General features: G+C 68.4%; 19 protein-coding genes. 10 read left to right on the forward strand and 9 right to left on the reverse strand.

The window, feature by feature from the left end; all coding sequences use genetic code 11:
* Positions 1-152: 152 nt before the first annotated feature.
* The gene (locus JJJ14_RS11700) at positions 153-782 is read right to left on the reverse strand and encodes a nucleotide exchange factor GrpE (RefSeq protein ID WP_009407629.1); all 630 of its coding nucleotides are present in this window, start codon (positions 780-782) and stop codon (positions 153-155) included.
* Positions 779-2,638: a molecular chaperone DnaK gene (gene dnaK / locus JJJ14_RS11705; RefSeq protein ID WP_009407705.1), complete on the reverse strand. Its 1,860-nt coding sequence runs from the start codon at positions 2,636-2,638 to the stop codon at positions 779-781. Before dnaK ends, JJJ14_RS11700 begins: the two co-directional genes overlap by 4 nt.
* Positions 2,639-3,456: 818 nt before the next feature.
* Here dnaK and JJJ14_RS11710 point away from each other — a divergent pair.
* The 3 genes from JJJ14_RS11710 (at position 3,457) to JJJ14_RS11720 (ending at position 4,470) form a co-directional block, all read left to right on the forward strand.
* Positions 3,457-3,684: a hypothetical protein gene (locus JJJ14_RS11710; protein ID WP_201444224.1), complete on the forward strand. Its 228-nt coding sequence runs from the start codon at positions 3,457-3,459 to the stop codon at positions 3,682-3,684.
* 5 nt (positions 3,685-3,689) lie between these two features.
* The gene (locus JJJ14_RS11715; RefSeq protein WP_236592833.1) at positions 3,690-3,959 is read left to right on the forward strand and encodes a hypothetical protein; all 270 of its coding nucleotides are present in this window, start codon (positions 3,690-3,692) and stop codon (positions 3,957-3,959) included.
* Between the two features lie 76 nt (positions 3,960-4,035).
* Positions 4,036-4,470 (forward strand): serine/threonine protein phosphatase, encoded by a 435-nt coding sequence (locus JJJ14_RS11720; RefSeq protein WP_201444226.1) that lies wholly within the window; start codon positions 4,036-4,038, stop codon positions 4,468-4,470.
* A 60-nt stretch (positions 4,471-4,530) separates the two neighbouring features.
* Here JJJ14_RS11720 and JJJ14_RS11725 read toward each other — a convergent pair whose 3' ends face one another.
* The 4 genes from JJJ14_RS11725 to JJJ14_RS11740 form a co-directional block, all read right to left on the reverse strand.
* Entirely contained in the window at positions 4,531-5,289 is a 759-nt protein-coding gene (locus JJJ14_RS11725; RefSeq protein ID WP_201444227.1) for an ABC transporter ATP-binding protein, read from the reverse strand.
* Positions 5,286-6,461 carry a FecCD family ABC transporter permease gene (locus tag JJJ14_RS11730; protein WP_201444228.1) on the reverse strand — a complete coding sequence of 392 codons (1,176 nt, stop codon included), beginning with the start codon at positions 6,459-6,461 and terminating at the stop codon, positions 5,286-5,288. The genes JJJ14_RS11725 and JJJ14_RS11730 overlap by 4 nt, the downstream gene beginning before the upstream one ends.
* On the reverse strand, positions 6,461-7,633 hold the full coding sequence (locus tag JJJ14_RS11735; protein ID WP_201444229.1) for an ABC transporter substrate-binding protein: 1,173 nt from the start codon (positions 7,631-7,633) through the stop codon (positions 6,461-6,463). The genes JJJ14_RS11730 and JJJ14_RS11735 overlap by 1 nt, the downstream gene beginning before the upstream one ends.
* Positions 7,634-8,054: 421 nt before the next feature.
* A complete protein-coding gene (locus tag JJJ14_RS11740; RefSeq protein WP_233431644.1) occupies positions 8,055-8,219 on the reverse strand; it encodes a hypothetical protein in 165 nt (54 codons plus the stop codon).
* A 299-nt stretch (positions 8,220-8,518) separates the two neighbouring features.
* On the opposite strand from JJJ14_RS11740, the gene JJJ14_RS11745 reads away from it, so the two are divergent.
* Together JJJ14_RS11745 and JJJ14_RS11750 are read left to right on the forward strand one after the other, a co-directional pair.
* On the forward strand, positions 8,519-9,550 hold the full coding sequence (locus tag JJJ14_RS11745) for a phosphodiester glycosidase family protein (protein WP_201444230.1): 1,032 nt from the start codon (positions 8,519-8,521) through the stop codon (positions 9,548-9,550).
* 1 nt (position 9,551) lies between these two features.
* Positions 9,552-10,730: a bifunctional glycosyltransferase family 2/GtrA family protein gene (locus JJJ14_RS11750; RefSeq protein ID WP_201444231.1), complete on the forward strand. Its 1,179-nt coding sequence runs from the start codon at positions 9,552-9,554 to the stop codon at positions 10,728-10,730.
* A 137-nt stretch (positions 10,731-10,867) separates the two neighbouring features.
* Here JJJ14_RS11750 and JJJ14_RS11755 read toward each other — a convergent pair whose 3' ends face one another.
* Together JJJ14_RS11755 and JJJ14_RS11760 are read right to left on the reverse strand one after the other, a co-directional pair.
* Positions 10,868-11,599: a response regulator transcription factor gene (locus JJJ14_RS11755; RefSeq protein ID WP_201444232.1), complete on the reverse strand. Its 732-nt coding sequence runs from the start codon at positions 11,597-11,599 to the stop codon at positions 10,868-10,870.
* The gene (locus JJJ14_RS11760) at positions 11,596-12,660 is read right to left on the reverse strand and encodes a sensor histidine kinase (RefSeq protein WP_201444233.1); all 1,065 of its coding nucleotides are present in this window, start codon (positions 12,658-12,660) and stop codon (positions 11,596-11,598) included. Before JJJ14_RS11760 ends, JJJ14_RS11755 begins: the two co-directional genes overlap by 4 nt.
* A gap of 130 nt (positions 12,661-12,790) precedes the next feature.
* Here JJJ14_RS11760 and JJJ14_RS11765 point away from each other — a divergent pair, with 130 nt between their 5' ends.
* The 5 genes from JJJ14_RS11765 to JJJ14_RS11785 all read left to right on the forward strand — a co-directional run bounded on the left by JJJ14_RS11765 (position 12,791) and on the right by JJJ14_RS11785 (position 16,809).
* Entirely contained in the window at positions 12,791-13,603 is an 813-nt protein-coding gene (locus JJJ14_RS11765) for an ABC transporter ATP-binding protein (protein ID WP_201444234.1), read from the forward strand.
* Complete coding sequence (locus JJJ14_RS11770) at positions 13,600-14,409, forward strand: ABC transporter (protein WP_201444235.1); 810 nt, start codon at positions 13,600-13,602, stop codon at positions 14,407-14,409. The genes JJJ14_RS11765 and JJJ14_RS11770 overlap by 4 nt, the downstream gene beginning before the upstream one ends.
* Complete coding sequence (locus JJJ14_RS11775; protein WP_201444236.1) at positions 14,406-15,149, forward strand: cupin; 744 nt, start codon at positions 14,406-14,408, stop codon at positions 15,147-15,149. The genes JJJ14_RS11770 and JJJ14_RS11775 overlap by 4 nt, the downstream gene beginning before the upstream one ends.
* Before the next feature lie 190 nt (positions 15,150-15,339).
* Positions 15,340-16,299: an HNH endonuclease gene (locus tag JJJ14_RS11780; RefSeq protein WP_233431646.1), complete on the forward strand. Its 960-nt coding sequence runs from the start codon at positions 15,340-15,342 to the stop codon at positions 16,297-16,299.
* Positions 16,300-16,368: 69 nt separating this feature from the next.
* On the forward strand, positions 16,369-16,809 hold the full coding sequence (locus JJJ14_RS11785; RefSeq protein WP_201444237.1) for a hypothetical protein: 441 nt from the start codon (positions 16,369-16,371) through the stop codon (positions 16,807-16,809).
* 286 nt (positions 16,810-17,095) lie between these two features.
* On the opposite strand, the gene JJJ14_RS12770 is transcribed toward JJJ14_RS11785, so the two are convergent.
* Positions 17,096-17,335, reverse strand: coding sequence for an excalibur calcium-binding domain-containing protein (locus tag JJJ14_RS12770; RefSeq protein ID WP_101559148.1), 240 nt, complete (start codon positions 17,333-17,335; stop codon positions 17,096-17,098).
* Positions 17,336-17,711: the final 376 nt, after the last annotated feature.

Below are 17,711 nucleotides of genomic sequence, written 5' to 3' on the forward strand. Positions count from 1 at the left end.
TTACTGAAGCTGAAGATTGTGGGGGTGGACGACTCCGCGGCCCTGGGGCCTGGGGCGCCCTGGTGCACCTGCCGGCCCGACGGCGGACTCAGACCCGCCAGAGCTGCTGGCTCGGGTCCGCCGTCGGGCCGGGGTATGTGGTGCGGTGGGTATCAGGCCGGGTTGGCGACCTGGACGCGGGCGGCGCGCACGACGCGCTCACCCAGGCGGTATCCGGGCTGGAGGACCGCGGCGATGGTGGGCTCGGTGACCTCGCTGGACTCGGTGGCCATGAGGGCCTCGTGCAGCGTGGGGTCGAAGACCTCACCCACGGCGCCGAAGCGCTCCAGGGAGTACTTCTCGGCCAGGATCGACTCGAGCTTGCCGGCCGTGGTCTCGAAGGTGCCGGTCAGGTCGCCGTGCTGGCGGGCCAGCTCGATCTCGTCGAGGACCGGGATGAGGGCCTCGACGACGCCGGCGGCACCAGCGTCCCGGTGGGAGGCCGCGCCCTCACGGGAGCGGCGCACGAACCCCTGGTACTCCTGCTGGAGGTTGTAGAGGTCCGCCCGGGCCCGGGCCAGGTCGTCGGCCGCCTGAGCGGCCTGGGCCTGCGCCTGGGCCAGGGGGTCCTCCCCCGCCGCCTCATCGGAGGCGGCGTCGGCCTGGCCGGCCGCGCCCTCGGGCGAGCCCTGGGCGAGTCCTTCACGGACGTCGTCGGGCACCTCCTCGAAGGCCGACTCGACGGCCGCCTGGAGCTCGGGGTCGACGCCCTCGTTCTCGGGGGTGGGGCCGGCCGAGGTCACTTGGAGTCCTCGTCGTCGACGATCTCGGCGTCCACGATGTCCTCGTCGTCGGAGGACGTGGAGCCGGCCGAGGAGGCGGAGGCGTCACCCGCGGCCTGGGCGGCGGCGTCGGCCTGGTAGAGGGCCTCACCGACCTTCTGGGCCACCGAGTTCAGCTTCTCCTGAGCGGTCTTGACCGGCTCGATGTCGTCACCCTCGAGGGCCTTCTTGAGGTCGGCGACGGCCTCGGAGACCTCGGAGTGGACGTCCTCGGGCAGCTTGTCCTTGTTGTCCTTGAGGAGCTTCTCGATGGAGTAGGCCTGCTGCTCGGCGGAGTTGCGGGTCTCGGCGTCCTCGCGGCGCTTCTTGTCCTCCTCGGCGTGGGCCTCGGCCTCCTTGACCATGCGGTCGATGTCCTCCTTGGGCAGGGCGGAGCCGCCGGAGATGGTCATGGACTGCTCCTTGCCGGTGCCGCGGTCCTTGGCCGAGACGTGGACGATGCCGTTGGCGTCGATGTCGAAGGAGACCTCGATCTGGGGCACGCCGCGGGGGGCCGGGGCGATGCCGGTCAGCTCGAAGGTGCCCAGCGGCTTGTTGTCCCGGGCGAACTCGCGCTCGCCCTGGTAGACCTGGATGAGCACGGAGGGCTGGTTGTCCTCGGCGGTGGAGAAGACCTCGGAGCGCTTGGTCGGGATGGCCGTGTTGCGCTCGATGAGCTTGGTCATGACCCCGCCCTTGGTCTCGATGCCCAGGGACAGCGGCGTGACGTCGATGAGCAGGACGTCGCTGCGGTCGCCCTGGATGACGCCGGCCTGGAGGGCCGCGCCGACGGCGACGACCTCATCGGGGTTGACGCCCTTGTTGGGGTCCTTGCCGGTCAGCTCGCGCACCACGTCCGCGACGGCGGGCATGCGGGTGGAGCCGCCCACGAGGACCACGTGGTCGATGTCGGAGACCTTGACCCCGGCGTCCTTGATGACGTTGTGGAAGGGGATCTTGGTGCGCTCGAGCAGGTCCGCGGTCATCTCCTGGAAGTTGGAGCGGGTGAGCTTCTCATCGAGGTGGATGGGGCCGGACTCGCTCATGGAGAGGTACTGCAGGTTGATGTTCGTGGAGGTCGCCGAGGACAGCTCCTTCTTGGCCTGCTCGGCGGCGTCCTTGAGACGCTGCATGGCGATCTTGTCCTTGGACAGGTCCACGCCGTCCTTGCTCTTGACCTGCTTGACCAGCCAGTCGACGATGCGGGCATCCCAGTCGTCACCGCCCAGACGGTTGTCACCGTTGGTGGCGCGCACCTGGATGGTGGAGAAGCCGTCGTCGTCCTTGCCGACCTCGAGCAGGGAGACGTCGAAGGTACCGCCACCGAGGTCGAAGACGAGGATGAGCTCGTCCTCCTTGCCCTTGTCCAGGCCGTAGGCCAGGGCCGCGGCGGTGGGCTCGTTGACGATGCGGTCCACGGTCAGACCCGCGATGGTGCCGGCCTCCTTGGTGGCCTGGCGCTCGGCGTCGTTGAAGTAGGCCGGGACGGTGATGACCGCGTTGGTGACGGGCTCACCCAGGTAGGCCTCGGCGTCGGCCTTGAGCTTGGCCAGGATGCGGGCACTGATCTCCTGGGCGGTGTACTTCTTGTCGTCGATCTCCACGGACCAGTCAGTGCCCATGTGGCGCTTGACCGAGGAGATGGTGCGGTCCACGTTGGTGACCGCCTGACGCTTGGCGATCTCGCCGACGAGGATCTCGCCGGACTTGGAGAAGGCGACGACGGAGGGGGTGGTGCGACCGCCCTCGGCGTTCGGGATGATGGTGGGCTCGCCACCCTCGAGGACGGCGATAGCAGAGTTGGTGGTACCCAGGTCGATACCGACAGCGCGTGCCATGTGATGTGCTCCTTGTGGTTGCTGAGTTGTGATGTTCGAGGTGAGGGCCGGAGGTTCCGGCGCCTTCAGGTTGAGTCGTATGCACTCAGGATTGTGATTGAGTCAGGCTCTGTCAACTTGACTGCATACAACCTTGAGTCTGACTGGCTCAACCTTGTCAGGCCGCAGTCCATTCCCGAGGTCTATAGTGACCTGCGACACGGACTGCCGCCACGGACGCAGCGCGAGCCACTTGCCTCGCGAAGCGCCCTGGCTGCGACAGGTTGACGGACGGTTCCGGCCGCGTCAGGCGGGGCATCCCAGCCACATACGGGGACTGCGATGCGCGCCGAGGACTGCGCATTCCCACAGATGACTGAGGCCCCACCCGAGAGTTCTGTGGGAGAACGCAGTCCTCGGCGCGAAAGTACGTTCTCGATCAGCCCACCCAGCCCCACGCACCACCGACGTGTCACGATTGGCGACTTTTCAGAGCCCACCAGCCTCGCCCCGCCACACTCCCCCTCCCCGCAACCAGCCCTGACCAGCACAGACGCCCCCAAGTCACCTCTGCGAGGTTGCCGGTGGATGCCGTACCGGCCCCGGAAAAGTCGCCGATCGTGACACCAGCCCGCAGAAGCAACAGGCCTGCGCTGATGGGGAGGCATTCGCCAGCCCGGTAGCCTCACGGACATGAGTGCCCCGCTCGACGCCGATGTCGCCCAAGGCATCTGCGGTATCCGCACACCCACCGGGCAGTCAAACCTGCGACAACCACCAGCGTCACCCTGGGACCACACCCCTCGACCACACAGCGCGCCGCAAGTTACCTTGGATCTGTGGACGATCCGATCATTGCCAGATCGGTGCTGAAGCACGGCCTGAGCGAGGCCGACATCCTTCACGCCTATCACCACCCCATCCGAGCCTGGGATATGGGAGATGGTTTCACCATGCTCCTGGGAGCCAACCGGGCTGCCCTTGTTCTCGAGATTGGCTACATTCAAGGCATCACAGCAATCGTCGTCGTCCACGCCATGCGTGCCCGAGAGAAGTTTCTGAGGTGATGACGATGCCCCGTACTGTCGACGAGATCCTGGCGCATGCCGACGAGCTGGCTGCTCGCTTCGAAAACTACGACCCAATCGAGGCCGAAGAGGTCGACGTGGCCGCATTAGCGGCCTTGCGAGACGCAGTTGCTGAACAGGCCCAGGCCGAACGGCATGTCCTTGATGCCATCAGAGGCGCTCGGGACGCTGGGATGTCCTGGGCAGCCATCGGAAATATGGTCGGAACCTCCGGTGAAGCCGCCCGCCAGCGCTATCAGCCACTCGTGGCGTGAGGCAGATCAGGCCACATCGGAAGCGACAGCCCTGCACTGACGTCGCGGCATTCACCAGCCCGGTAGCCTCGCGAGTATGAGCGCTCCCCACCCGCAGGCAGGCCCGCCCGATCCCGAGGACGTCTTCGATCATCTGCGCCGCGAGGACGGCGAGCATGTGGGCTATATCGAGATGAGTGCGGACGGCCGGTTCATCCCGTATGACCGGCTGTGGGTCCGGCGCGGCGAGGCCATGGATCTCGACGAGGCCGAGGCGGTCCTAGACGCGATCGGCCTGCGGCTTCTGGCGGAGGACTGGCTCCTTGAGGAGGACAATCTGCAGACGGGCGAGGCGAGCTGGACCCGGGTCAGGATCCGCGAGATTCACCGGGACCGCGTCATCGTCGCCAGGGCGATGGAGGACCTCTCGGCCACCAACATCGCCAAGTCCGTGGACCTCATCGGCGCCATCGAACTGCCTCTTCCGACGACGCGGCTGCGCTCAGCCTCCTGCGCGCAGCCAGGACGGTGAGGAACGTGGCGGGGAAGACCCCCTCATGCGACGCCGGAACGCCTGACGCCAGGCCCCCGCTCAAGCCCCCTGCTCGGCCTCGGGGGCGACCATGACGTGGTCGCCGTCGGGCACGATCCGCACCCGCAGCCCGTAGACCTCGGCGAGGATGTCGGGCTGAAGCACCTCGGCGGGCGATCCCTCGGCGCGGATCGTCCCGCCGGCGAGGATGGCGAGGCGGTCGCAGAAGCGGGCCGCCAGGTTGAGGTCGTGCAGGGCGACGACGGCGAGGCGCCCGGTGTCCCGGTGGCAGATCCGGCGCACGTGGGAGAGGACCGAGACCTGGCGGCGCAGGTCGAGGGCGGAGGTGGGCTCGTCGAGCAGGATGAGGTCGGGCTCGCGCACGAGCGTCTGGGCCAGGGCGACGAGCTGGCGCTGCCCGCCGGAGAGCTGGCCCAGTGGGCGGTCGGCCAGCTCGGCCACCCCGAGCTCGTCCAGGGCGCTCCAGGCCAGGTCGATGTCGGCCCGGCTCGTGTGCCAGGTCATGCCGCGCCGCGAGGCGGTGAGCACCGACTCCAGGGCGGTCAGGGCGGCGTCGCCGGGCAGGCCCTGCGGCATGTAGCCGATCGTGCCGCGCAGGTCATGGCCCCGGCGCCCGGCGAAGGTTACCTCCCCCAGGTGGCGGCGCAGCTGGGCCACGCAGGTGACCAGGGTGGACTTGCCGGCGCCGTTGGGGCCGAGCAGCCCGACCGTCTGGCCGGTCTCCCAGGTGGCGTCGACGCCCTGGAGGACGGCCCGCCTGCCGTAGGAGAAGGTGAGGTCGTTCAGGATGAGGCTCATGAACCGCTCCTGACCGCCGAGCGCTGGCGTCCGAAGATGATGGTGAGGAACACCGGCACACCCACCAGGGCGGTCAGGATGCCGACGGGTACGGCGACACCCGGCACGATGAGCTGGCTGGCGGTGTGGGCCGCGGTCAGCAGGGTGGCGCCGCACAGGATGGAGGCGGGCACGAGGAAGCGCTGGTCCTCCCCCACCAGGCCGCGGGCCATGTGCGGACCCACGAGCCCCACGAATCCGATGATCCCGACGAAGGCCACCGACAGGGCCGCCAGCAACGAGACACCGACCAGGGTCCACGCCCGCAGGCGCGCCACGTTGATGCCCATGGCTGCGGCTCGCGCCTCCCCCAGGGTGATGGCGGTCAGCCGCCAGCCGTTGACCCAGAAGACGGGCGTGGCCACGAGCAGGGCCGCCGAGACGGTGGCCACGGCCGGCCAGGTGGCGCGCATGAGGGAGCCCATCGACCAGAAGACGATCTGCTGGAGGCTCTCGGTGGAGGCCCGGTACTGCACGAGCGCCAGGAGCGCCTGGCAGCTGAAGACCAGGGCGATGCCCAGCAGGATCGTCATCTCCTTGGTCACCGAGGGCAGCCTGGAGACCATCGCGATGGTGAGGGAGGCCGCCAGCCCCGCCGTCATCGCGACGATCGGCAGGGTGGCGCCGGTGGCCACAGGCAGCACGAGGCCCGTGACGATGGCCAGCGCCGCCCCCAGGGCCGAGGCCGCCGAGATCCCCAGGGTGAAGGGCTCGGCCAACGGGTTGTCGAGGATCGTCTGCATCTGGACGCCGGCCAGGGACAGTGCCCCACCGACCAGGACCGCGAGCAGCGCCGGCGGCAGGCGCAGGTTGATGACGATGTTGGCGACCCACGGGTCGTAGTCGGCGTCGAAGAGGGCTCCGAGCACCTGGGCCGGGCTGAACCCGAGGGGCCCCACCATGAGGGCCACGAGGAAGACGGCCAGGAGCAGGGTGGCCAGCCCCAGGAGCATCGCGACGCGCCGCGCAGTTCGACGGCGGTAGGAGGCGTAGGCCGACGCCGCCGTGTCCGTGGGCGCATCGGCCGGCCCGTCAGCCTTCGTCACCGACGCCGCACCGCCCGGTACCCGGCCGGTATCGGACTGGTGCGCTGCGACGTCGTCGGAAGGAGCCGTGACGTTGGGGTCCCCCATCAGATGGCGGCGAAGAAGACGCCCTCGGCCTTCCAGGGCATGTGCTGCTCGTGGAACTCCTTCCAGACCTTGGCGGGGTCGATGTCGGAGAAGGCCTCGGGGTTCTGCCACTTGGCGAAGGTGAGGTAGGCGATGAAGTTGTAGGGGGCGTCGTAGAACTGGTGGTAGATGCCGTAGACGTGCCGGTCGGTGAAAGCCTGGATCTGGTCGTAGCCGGGCTGGTTCTTCAGCTGCTCCAGGCTGGCCTTGGCGGAGGCCTCGTCGGCCTTGTAGCCGAGGTGGACGTAGCTGGTCTGGGCGGTGTCCTTGATCTTCTGCTGCTGCCACTCGCCGCCGGTGGCGATGATGTTCTTGGGGTTGGAGGCGATGACCTGCTCGGGGGTGAGTACGCCCTCCTCGCCGGACAGGAGGCTGTCGGCGATGTTGGTGCCGCCGGTGGCGGTGACGATCGCACCGAGGTTCGCGGTGGAGTAGGTGGAGCCGGGGTCGTTGACGCCCGGGCCGCGCCACAGGAAGGTGGTGGGCTTGGAGGACAGGGACTTCGCCTTCTCCACGATGGGGTCGACCTGCTTCTTGTAGAAGCTGACGAAGGTCTCGGTCTCCTTGCGCTTGTCGAAGACGGCGCCCATGAGGGTAACCGAGGGGACGGTGTTCTTCACCGGGTCGCGGCGGAAGTCGGTGACGACGTAGGTGATCTTCTGGCCGTCCAGCTTCTCGAGGTAGCCCTTCTCCTTGGCGGAGTTGTAGGCGTCCAGGGTCATGATGAAGACGTCGGGCTTGTGGCTCACCAGGGTCTCGATGGGCAGGCCGTCCTTGGCGATGTTGCCGATCTTCGGCAGGTCGGCGGCCTTGGGGGCCACGGAGAGGACCTTCTCGTAGAAGTCAGGGGCGGCCTTCTGGAGATCCTCACCCCAGGCGACCACCTTGTCGATGGGGTTGGTCTTGTTGAGGAAGGCCAGGGAGTAGACGTGGCGGGACTCGCTCAGGACGATCCTCTTGGGCTGGGCGCTGAAGGTGACCTTGCGGCCGACGATGTCAGTGACCTCGAAGCCGCCGCCGGAGGCGCCCGAGGAAGCGGCGGAGCTGGAGCCCTTTCCGGCGCGGGAGGCGACTCCGCAGCTGGCGAGAACGGCGGTGAGCGGGAGGGCCATGAGCAGGGTACGACGGCGCATAAGAGTCCTTCGGTGAGGCGAGGGCGAACACGAAGCACCTAGGACCTTAGGTCCACCTCAGTTAATTTGCCAAGGGACGTCATCTAATTTTAGTAAGGTCATACAAATCTTACGGGAGGTATGTAGAGGTTGACACAGGGGGCCGCTCGCGACGAGTCACTGCAGGCCGAGTGGGCTGGATGTGACTGCTGTGGTGGGGCCTGACGGCGTACTCAACGAGGGTCGGGGCCTACTGGAGGAGGGGCGGGGATACTCCACGGGGGTCGGGGGTTCGTGCAGTGCGCACAACCCTCGACCAGTACACCCCCACCCTCGTGCAGTAGCGGCCCAAGCAGAGGCTCAGGCTGGAAGCCGCATGCCAATCAGACCTCAGTGGGCCTCCGTCGGTCTCTCACTCGCTACGCCGCAGACTCGACGGCGCTCATGAGCTCGGCGGGGTCCGGTCGTCGCGGTCATCATCCTTGCCGCCGACGAATGGACGAATCAGCTGATACAGGAACAACGCCGCAACAGCAATGGCGATGACCATGGCCGAGGTGTCTCCCCGCCGGAAGGAGACGACGGCCACCATCACGTTGAGCACCACAACCACAATGCGAATAATGCGCAGAGTCCGTTCCGACAATACGACCGCCTCCTTTGTCGCAGATTCTCACGGTGGGCACCATCTACGGGCACCAGCTACCCGATCCCCTTTCACTGTATGCGCAGGCCAGGACCCTTGGAAGGATTTCAGGGACCATCTGCGCGCAGGACTCTCACCCTCCGGGAGTATTGACACCTGACGCGACGCCATTCTCCCCGTCGTTCCACCAGCCGCGGCTTCACAGGAGACCCACAAGGTCAACCTACGCCTGGCATACGCGGGGCCGACACGGTTGAGTCATGCACAGCTCCGACACCCTCAGCCCGACCGAGCCGCCCCAGTCCGGCCAGGACCACGACTCCGGCCAGCGCGACCGCTCCTCAACGTCCAGCAAGCACCCGCGCCGCCGCTTCCTCCTGGGCGGCGCCGCCGTCCTGGGTCTGGCCGCCACCGGCACCAGCGCCTGGGCGCTCAACCGCTTCGTCATCGAACACGTGGAGGTCAGCGACGTCACCGCGCTGGAGGCCAAGGCGCAGAAGGCGGCAGGCTCCTCGGCGACCCCGGCCACCAACGTGACGGTCGGCGACAGTTCCTACTCCTCATCGAATACGAGCATCGAGATTCAGCAGGTCTCCACCGGCTCGGGTAGCGACACCATCACCTACTACGTGGCCGACGTCAAGCTCACCAACGCCACCGACCTGCGCAGCGCCTTCGCCAACAACTCCTACGGCACCAACATCGTCGCCAAGCCCACCACGATGGCCTCTGAGCACGACGCCGTCCTGGCCATCAACGGCGACTATTACGGCTTCCGCAGCGACGGCATCCTCATCCGCAACGGCGTCATCTACCGCGACAGCGGCACGCGCGACGGCATGGCCTTCTACAGCGACGGGCGCGTGGAGGTCTATGACGAGACCACCACCAAGGCCCAGACGCTTCTGGACGCGGGCGTGTGGAACACGCTGTCCTTCGGGCCGGCGCTGGTCAACGATTCCAAGGTGCTCTCCGGTATCGACCAGGTCGAGGTGGACACCAACGTCGGCAACCACTCCATCCAGGGCAAGCAGCCGCGTACCGCCGTGGGGTGGGTGGAGACGAACCACCTCAAGCTCGTCGTCGTCGACGGCCGCAACGAGGGCTATTCGCGCGGCGTGACCATGACCGAGCTCGCCCAGATCATGGCCGACTTGGGGTGCGCCTGCGCCTACAACATCGACGGCGGCGGCTCGTCGGCCATGTACTTCAACGGCTCGATCATCAACCAGCCCTCCAACGGGGGCGAGCGCGACACCTCCGACATCCTCTACATCGCGAACGGAGCCTGAGATGAGCGGCACCGACACAGCCCTTCAGATCTCGCCGCGCGTCCTGCCGCGGGTCGTCGCCCCCACGAACCGGACCGCTGCCAATCGGACGGCGGCCAACCGGACCGCGGCCAACCGGACGGCGGCGCGGGCCGGGGGCAAGCGCCGTCCCCGGGCGGCGGTGGCGCTCGTGGTCCTCATCCCGGCCTATAAGCCCGATGAGCGTCTGGCAGTGCTCGTGGCCCGTCTGCGCGAGGCGCGCCGGGACTGCGCGGTGCTGGTCGTCGACGACGGCTCGGGGCCGCAGTACGCGCCCTTCTTCTCCGCCGCCCGCACTCGGGGCGCCGAGGTCGTCAGCTCCCCGGTCAACCAGGGCAAAGGCCAGGCGCTGCGCACGGGCCTGGCTCACGCGGCCGTCACCTGGCCCGATGCGGACGTGGTGTGCGCCGACGCCGACGGGCAGCACACGCCGTCGGACATTGAGGCCGTGGCCGCTCGGGTGCGGGAGACCGGGCACATGACCCTGGGGGTGCGGCGCTTCACCGGGCCGGTTCCGCTGCGCAGCCGGATCGGTAACGACGTGACTGCCCTGCTGTTCCGGGGCGCGACCGGCTGGAGGCTGGGCGACACCCAGACGGGTCTGCGCGGCTACCCCGCCGGGCAGCTGGCGTGGCTGCAGGAGGTTCCCGGGGACCGCTACGAGTACGAGCTCTCCGCGCTGCTGCGCGCTCACGAGCTGGGGATGGCGGTGGAGCAGGTGGAGATCGCCACGGTCTACGAGCCGGGCAACACCTCCTCCCACTTCCGGCCGGTGCAGGACTCGGCGCGGATCTATGCTCCGCTGCTGCGGTTCATAGGGGCGTCGCTGGCGAGCTTCGGGATCGACTGGCTGGGTGTCATGGTCATCTTCGCGATGACGGGCAGCCTGCTGGCGGCAGTCGTGGGGGCGCGGCTGGTGTCCGGGACGGCGAACTTCTTCATGAATCGCCGGGTCTTCCGGGCGCGGCGCGGGACCGTGGTGCGCACGGCGGTGCGGTACACGGTCCTGGCGGTGAGCCTGCTGGCGGCCAGCTACCTGATGCTCAAGGCGCTCACGGCGGTCGGGATTCCCCTGGGGATCGCCAAGGTTCTCGGCGACGGGGCCATCTACGTGGCCAGCTACGTGGCGCAGCGCCGGCTGGTGTTCAAGGAGCGGAGGTGAGGCGGGCCCGGGACGGTTGGGGCGGCCAGGGCTGTGCCGACCTCCGCGAGGTCGTACCGTAGGTCTCGAGGTCGTACCCTTACCCCTCGATCTCACGCCCTAAGGTACGACCTCGCGCCAGATCGTCCCGGTTGACCTCAACGGGGGCTGATGAGGCCGGCCTCGTAGGCGGCGATGACGAGCTGGGCGCGGTCGCGGGCGCCCAGTCGGGCCAGGAGCGCGGTGATGTGACTGCGGCAAGTGGCCCGGGTGATGCCGAGCTCGACCTCGATCTCACTGTTGGACAGGCCCCGGGCGATGAGCAGGAGAACCTCGCGCTGGCGGGGCGTGAGGGCCTCGACCTCACCGGTCCAGGTGCTACGGGAGGTGCCGGTCGACGTCGTGCGCGGCATGCGGGCCACGAGGCGGGCCAGCACCTGGGGGCTGAGCAGCGACTGCCCTTCGTGGACGGTGCGCACGGCGTCAACGAGGGACTGCGGGTCGGCGTCCTTGAGCAGGAAGCCGCAGGCGCCGGCGCGCAGGGCGCCCAGGACGTAGTCGTCGATCTCGAACATGGTGAGGATGAGGACGCGCGTGGCCGCGAGCGTCGGGTCGGCGCAGATCCTTCTGGTGGCCTCGATGCCGGTCAGGCCCGGCATCTGGATGTCCATGAGGACGACGTCGGGGCGCAGCTCAGCAGCCAGGGCAACTGCGCGGGCACCGTCCTCGGCCAGGCCGACGACGCTCATGCCGGGCTCGGACTCGAGCAGGGCGGCCAGGGTGGTGCGCAGGAGGGCCTGGTCCTCGGCGATGAGGATCCGGATGGGGGCGCCGGGAGACCCGCCGGTCTTGTCGGTCTTGTCGGTCGGCACACTGGTGGGATCCGTCATGGCTTGCCCCTGTCGCTCCTGGGATCGGTATCCGGTGACTCACTACCGGGTCTGCGTTCCGGGCCCGCACTGTCCCCGCAACCCCGGGTGCTGCCGGTGGCCCCGGCCGCGTCGTCGGTGGGAATGGGCAGGATGGACTCGACGGCGAAGCCGGGAGCGTCGGCGCGGGGGCCTGCAGTCAGGGTTCCACCGAGCGCGGTCAGGGTCTCGTGAAGTCCGCGCAGTCCTTGCCCGGCCCCAGGGTGGGGCTCCCATCCGGTTACGGGCCCGTCGTCGACAACGGCGATGCGCAGCCGTCCCAGCTCCCGGCGGAGGATCACGCGGGCGCGCGTGGGGCCGGCGTGGCGGGCGGTGTTGGCCAGCGCCTCGGCCACGACCCGGGTAGCGGCCTGCGCCGTCGAAGCCGGGAGACCATCGGTCATCGCCCAGGCTTGGGCAGCGCCCGCATCTGCGCCGATGTGCGGCGCATCGGCGTCGAGATCGACGGTGACACCGGTGCGGCGGGCCCTGCCGATCAGCTCCCGAAGGGCCTCGGCGAGACTGTTGACGGGGCCGGGGCCGGCTGCCGGCGCGTCTCCCGCCGGGACCGCCGCCAGCGCCCCGGGCGTCGGGGGCCTGTTTCCGTCGCGCAGGACGGAGAGCATGCGCCGCAACGCGTCGGTGGCCTCGCGGGAGGCGGTCTCGACGTCGTCGAGTGCGGTTCGCAACCCGTCGGGGGTGGTCTCGAGTCGCCGGGCCACGGCGCAGCGCACGGTGATGGCGCCGAGGTTGCCGGAGACGGCGTCGTGCAGCTCACGTGCGATGACGAGGCGGTCCTCGGCGACGGCGCGCGCGGCGGTCTCCTGGGTCAGGCGCCGCTCGTGGGCACGCCGGTCGCGCCGCCGCAGCCACAGGGAGGCGGCGACGAGCCCAGCCATGACGAGCAGCACCGTCATCTGGGCGCGCCGAGAAGGATCCGGGGAGTAGCCGACCAGGGTGCCCAGGCCAAGAACAATCACGGTCAGCCCGGTGATGGCGCGCCCGAGCGGCGAGTGGCGCGGTGGGACGTCTGGGGCTGGCACGCGGCCAGTCTAGGAAGGCGGCTCGGGCGCTTCATCGAACCGGGGTCTGACGGACCTGGGTCTGAGGTGGCGGGACCGCCTCGGCTGGGCGGCCGATGCGCGCTGCCGCTCGGCGCGCTGGAGTTGGCCCATGATCGCTATTGAGAACCTCGTCAAGCGGCACGGGGCGCGGGAGGTGCTTCACGGCGTGAGCCTGGAGGCGCGTCCGGGCCGCGTCACCGGATTCGTGGGGCCGAACGGTGCCGGTAAGTCCTCGACCCTGAGGTGTCTACTGGGTCTGGACCGGGTCGACGGTGGGCGGGCGCTCATCGGCGGTCGCCCCTACCGCGAGCTGCGTGAGCCGCTGCGCACGGTGGGGGCGGTGCTCGACGGCTCGGGCGCGCATCCCTCGCGCACGGCCCGTGGTCACCTGGGTTGGGTGGCCTCGGGTGCGGGAATCAGTCGGCGTCGGGTGGCTGAGGTGCTCGACGTCGTCGGGCTGAGTGAGGCGGCCGGGCGGCGGGTGCGCACCTTCTCCTTGGGAATGGGGCAGCGCCTGGGGCTGGCGACGGCGCTGCTGGGTGACCCGGAGGTGCTCATCCTCGACGAGCCGGTCAATGGCCTGGACCCGGAGGGGATCCGGTGGATCCGCAGGCTGCTTCGGCAGCGGGCCGACGCCGGGGGCACGGTCCTGCTGTCCAGTCATGTTCTGGCTGAGCTGGCTGAGGTGGCCGACGACGTTGTCGTCATCGCCGGCGGGCGGGTGCGGGCGGCCGGGACGCTGGAGGAGGTCGCGGCGGGTTACGCGAACCTGGAGGAGGCGTTCTTCTCACTGACTGCCCCGACCGGGGGCGAGGCCGGCAGCGGGGTCGGCGGTGGGGCCGGTCAGGCTGGCCGGACTGGACGGGCCGACCGGGAGGGCCGGGCGGGCCGGGCTGAGCGCGAGGACGGGGGCCGTTCATGAGTGCGGCGACGGCGCTGGTGCGCTCCCTCAAGGCGGAGGTGCGCAAGACGGTGGGTCTGCCGGGGGTCTGGCTGGGGGCTGCGTTGGCGATCGTCCTGCCGCTCCTGATCGAGTACTACACGGATCATGACCTGGCGGCGCGGCTGGCGGCCGGCGACCCGGATGCACCTGCGCGACTGGGCGACGTCGGCGTCATCGGGCTGTACGTGGGGACGACGGGGATCGTGGTGCTGGCGGTGAGTGTGGTGGTCAGCGAGTACGCGAGTGATCCGCGCACGAGCGGGGCCTCCAGCGCTCCGCGACAGGTGGCGACGACGATGCTGGTGCTGCCACGGCGCGGGGCGGCGGTGGCCGCGAAGCTGCTCGTGGTGCTGGGGGCTGCGACGGTGCTGCTGGCGACGGCGTGGGCGGGGACTTTCGCGCTGTGCCGGCACCTGCTGGAGGCGAACGTGCCCTTCGAGTCGGTGCCCTGGTGGATGCTGACGGGGATCCTGACGTGGTGGGTGTTCTCGGCGATGGCGTCGATGGCGCTGGCGATGGTGACGCGCAGCGCGCTGGTGTCGATGACGGTCCTCGTCGCGATGTCGACGATGCTCTCGCCGGGGGTGCTGCTCATCAAGTCCACCGATGCGGCCCGGTTCCTGCCGGACACGGCGGCGGTGCGGCTCATTGCGAACCCGACGACGCTCAACTACTACCGGCTTGTCGAGCTGCTGTCGATCCCGATGGCGGCCGCCGTCTGCGCGGCGTGGGCGGGCGGGTGCGCGGCGGTGTGCTGCTGGGTGTGGATGAGGCGGGACGCATGAGCGGGGCCGGTGCGGCCAGCAGGGTGAGGGCTACCGCTGGGGTGGCGACCGTCTGGGGGCGGGCGCTGCGCGCGGAGCTGGTGAAGGTGGTGACGCTGCCGGCGATGTGGTGGTCGGCGGCGGTGGCGGGCGGGGCTGCGGCCGCCACGATGATGTCGGTTCTGCGTGACGTGGTGGATGGGCGGGGCCTCGGTTTCGAGGAGGTCGCTCCGGTGTGGGCGCTGGCGGTGCAGATCGGCTTCGTGGCGGCCGGGGTGGCCGCGGCGGGTGCTGAGCACTCCACGGCGCAGGGCATGACGAGTCTGCTGGTGACGCCGGCACGGGGTCGGCTGGCGGTGGCGCGGCTCATGGTGCTGGCCGGTACGGGACTGGTGGCGGCGAGCGTCCTGGTCGGAGCGAGCCTGGCGGCGTGCCCGACGATATCGACGGCGGCGCTGTGGGCCGGCGGGAGGGCCGTGGTCTGGTTGACGGCGGTGCTGCTGCTGTCGGCTGGGCTCGGTGCGGCGCTGCGCAGCGTCATTGGTGCCTCGACGGCGGCTGTGGTGCTGGTGGTTCTGGCACCGCAGCTGGCCGTGTTCCTGGGCGACGCCACCCGCTGGATTCCGGGGCAGGCGGCCCAGATCTGGCTTGCGGCGGACGCATCGCGGGCGGACGTCACCTCTGCCGGACTCATCATCCTGGCCTGGACGACGGCCGCCCAGGCCGCCGGCATCGTCCGGCTGGTGCGGGCGGACGGATGAGTATCAGGACGCCACAGGTCGACCCAGCCACCGCCCATCAACGCCAGGGGTGGGAGCGGGTGAGGACCCTCCCACCCCTATCCCTTGCCGAGTAGACCCAGATCACTCAGCATCGTTCCAGCACGATATACTCTCGCAGAGACATTCTGCCATCGCAGGCAGACATCCCAATCTCTCACCTGCTCTTTTCATGAGGAACGCCACCATGGACCGGCAAATTTTTACTCCTTTGGAGGAGCGTGATGCGCACTTGGCCGCCATGCAGTGGTTCGAGGCAGAGCAGATGAGTGGCCACGAACTCTTCTCTCACAAAGAGTTAATGGACGGTTTCTCTTGGCATGGCCACCACTTCCGCCTCACTCATCAATCGCAGGGGATTTGGAAGCCACAAGAATTTGAGGCCGCCCTGACATTCAAGACAGCAGCCCCCGATCCCAGAAAAGAAGCACCGTACGCCGACCGGATTGACGACAGTGGGTTACTTCGCTACAAGTTCTCCGATACGAAGAAGTGGGCTAACGATGCGATGAAGGTAGCCGCCCAGCGGAACTATCCCCTCGCCTGGCTCGTGGGAGTGAAGCCGACCCCGTCAACGCTGTTCTATTACGCCCGGTTCCCCGCCTACATCGTCGACATCGACGAACGCAATGCAGAGTTCATCATCGCCATCGATGAGACGACACCAGCCACCTCATATCACAAGGATTCTGGCCAGATCGAGAAGAAGTACGTTTCCAGATGGACGAAGGAGCGAATCCACCAGCACGACTTCAGGGAGCACGTACTCAGTGCCTACCAGATCTCTTGCGCAGTCTGCGATCTTCCGCACGCGCAGCTCCTGGAAGCCTCGCACATCATCGCCGACTCCAGGGAAGCGGGAGTCCCTGAGGTCAGCAATGGTTTGGCCCTGTGCAGGCTCCACCACACCGCCTACGACCGTCACCTCCTCGGCATCGACGCCGACCGTCGTATCCACGTGGCGACACGAGCAAAACGCATCGAGACCGTCCATCTGCAAACTGGCTTACTGCCATTTGAAGGCCGCTCCCTGACGCACGTGCCTGCCGCCAAACAGATGCGCCCTGATGGCGACCGCCTTGCCGAACACTTCAAAGAGTTCCTCCAGACAGAGGAGCAGACAGTCGGGTAGGCCCCAAAGCTTCCAGCAAGCTACGTACCACTCCAGACAATGGGCTTTCACCACTCGAAGGAGCCCATCATGATCCACTCACGAGACATCACGACTGAAGCCGAGGCGGCGGTGCTTGAACACGCTGATCGCCTCGCCGCCATCATCGGCAAGCACTGGCACCCCACAGACGACACCGCTCAAGACGACGTCATGCTACTCGTCGCCGACCTCCTACGCGCGCACGCCGAGACAGGGATCGAGATGCAGACCTGGAGAGCGGCACTCGACGTTGTCTTGGATCATCTCGCCGCAGAGCCGGAAGGAACAGATCTGCTCCACCGCCTCGGCCGGCCGGTCTGGTTCACCGTCATCGGCACGACCAAGGACGGTCAGCGCGAGCCCGTCGCCGTCCTCCCGGGCCGGCGACGGCTGGAGGTAGCCATCGGTGCCTGGAGCACACAGGTTCAGGCACCCACCGCAGCAGACGCCGTCCGAGCAGCGTCACGTGCGGACCGGCCAGCCGCCTGAGGCGGCGTCGGTGAAATCCTGACCGTCGCGGGCACTGCTCCCTGCACGGCACGCGGGTTCAAGGGTTCCGCAAGTCTCCGCCCGCACATGGTCGACCTCCGCTCGCATTGCGGCACCCGAAGTCGCACGATGTGCGCAAACGTCACGCACCTTACGCATGGCCCACGGGCCACTCCCAACCGATGTGCGTCGTTCGCAACGCCAGGACGTTGCGAACGACGCACATGGAGCGGGTGAGACCCTCACGCCACCATCGCTCTCGATGGCGGTCATCAATGGGATACCTCTATTTGATCTCGCAGGCGATGCCGTCCCGGTCTCGATCCAGCTCCTCGCGGTATCCAGGATCGCCCCGATACAAGGGAGCTGCTCCCGCCTCCTTTGCCTTCTTGCAGTTGGGAAAGTACATGCTCTCCTGCCTCGGCTCCGGCACGGGCGCAGGAGCCGCCGCACCACCGCCGGCCTGAGTCTCCTCTTCTGGTGTCGACTCTGGCTCAGGCTCTTGCGTCGGCTCAGACTCCTGCATGAGAGGCTGCAACGGAGGCTGCGATGGCGGGGCCTGCGTCGTCGGAATCGGCGACGGCCTAGGCGTAGGACTCGGGGTCGGGGATGGGGTGGGACTGGGAGTAGGCGACGGAGAGGGAGTCGGAGTGGGTGACGGCGACGGCGAAGCAGTCACCGTCGGAGATGGTGCCGGTGTCGGTGAACCCGCATCATCAGCCACGGACGGAACCCCGCAGCCGGCGATTCCAACGCCAAGAACCAGGGCGAGGAGCACAGGAGCCGAGGTCCTCAGCAGCCCCCGCAGCCTCGACGTCGAGGAAGACACTGATGAAACAGACGAGCGGGAAAATATGGGAGAAATAGGGGACAAAGAGGGCGCGTTCACGAGAGCCTCGAGT

The organism is Actinomyces sp. HMT 175 (genome assembly GCF_016694895.1).
GTDB classification, from domain to species: Bacteria; Actinomycetota; Actinomycetes; order Actinomycetales; family Actinomycetaceae; genus Actinomyces; species Actinomyces oris.

Excerpts from the sequence above, each read along its gene's own strand:
- JJJ14_RS11780 (WP_233431646.1), top strand. The coding sequence starts at position 15,340 with ATGAGGAACGCCACCATGGACCGGCAAATTTTTACTCCTTTGGAGGAG.
- JJJ14_RS11785 (WP_201444237.1), top strand. The coding sequence starts at position 16,369 with ATGATCCACTCACGAGACATCACGACTGAAGCCGAGGCGGCGGTGCTT.
- JJJ14_RS11750 (WP_201444231.1), top strand. The coding sequence starts at position 9,552 with ATGAGCGGCACCGACACAGCCCTTCAGATCTCGCCGCGCGTCCTGCCG.
- JJJ14_RS11745 (WP_201444230.1), top strand. The coding sequence starts at position 8,519 with ATGCACAGCTCCGACACCCTCAGCCCGACCGAGCCGCCCCAGTCCGGC.
- JJJ14_RS11735 (WP_201444229.1), bottom strand. The coding sequence starts at position 7,633 with ATGCGCCGTCGTACCCTGCTCATGGCCCTCCCGCTCACCGCCGTTCTC.
- JJJ14_RS11730 (WP_201444228.1), bottom strand. The coding sequence starts at position 6,461 with ATGGGGGACCCCAACGTCACGGCTCCTTCCGACGACGTCGCAGCGCAC.
- JJJ14_RS11770 (WP_201444235.1), top strand. The coding sequence starts at position 13,600 with ATGAGTGCGGCGACGGCGCTGGTGCGCTCCCTCAAGGCGGAGGTGCGC.
- JJJ14_RS11765 (WP_201444234.1), top strand. The coding sequence starts at position 12,791 with ATGATCGCTATTGAGAACCTCGTCAAGCGGCACGGGGCGCGGGAGGTG.
- JJJ14_RS11715 (WP_236592833.1), top strand. The coding sequence starts at position 3,690 with ATGCCCCGTACTGTCGACGAGATCCTGGCGCATGCCGACGAGCTGGCT.
- JJJ14_RS12770 (WP_101559148.1), bottom strand. The coding sequence starts at position 17,335 with ATGCAGGAGTCTGAGCCGACGCAAGAGCCTGAGCCAGAGTCGACACCA.
- dnaK (WP_009407705.1), bottom strand. The coding sequence starts at position 2,638 with ATGGCACGCGCTGTCGGTATCGACCTGGGTACCACCAACTCTGCTATC.
- JJJ14_RS11725 (WP_201444227.1), bottom strand. The coding sequence starts at position 5,289 with ATGAGCCTCATCCTGAACGACCTCACCTTCTCCTACGGCAGGCGGGCC.
- JJJ14_RS11755 (WP_201444232.1), bottom strand. The coding sequence starts at position 11,599 with ATGACGGATCCCACCAGTGTGCCGACCGACAAGACCGACAAGACCGGC.
- JJJ14_RS11720 (WP_201444226.1), top strand. The coding sequence starts at position 4,036 with ATGAGCGCTCCCCACCCGCAGGCAGGCCCGCCCGATCCCGAGGACGTC.
- JJJ14_RS11775 (WP_201444236.1), top strand. The coding sequence starts at position 14,406 with ATGAGCGGGGCCGGTGCGGCCAGCAGGGTGAGGGCTACCGCTGGGGTG.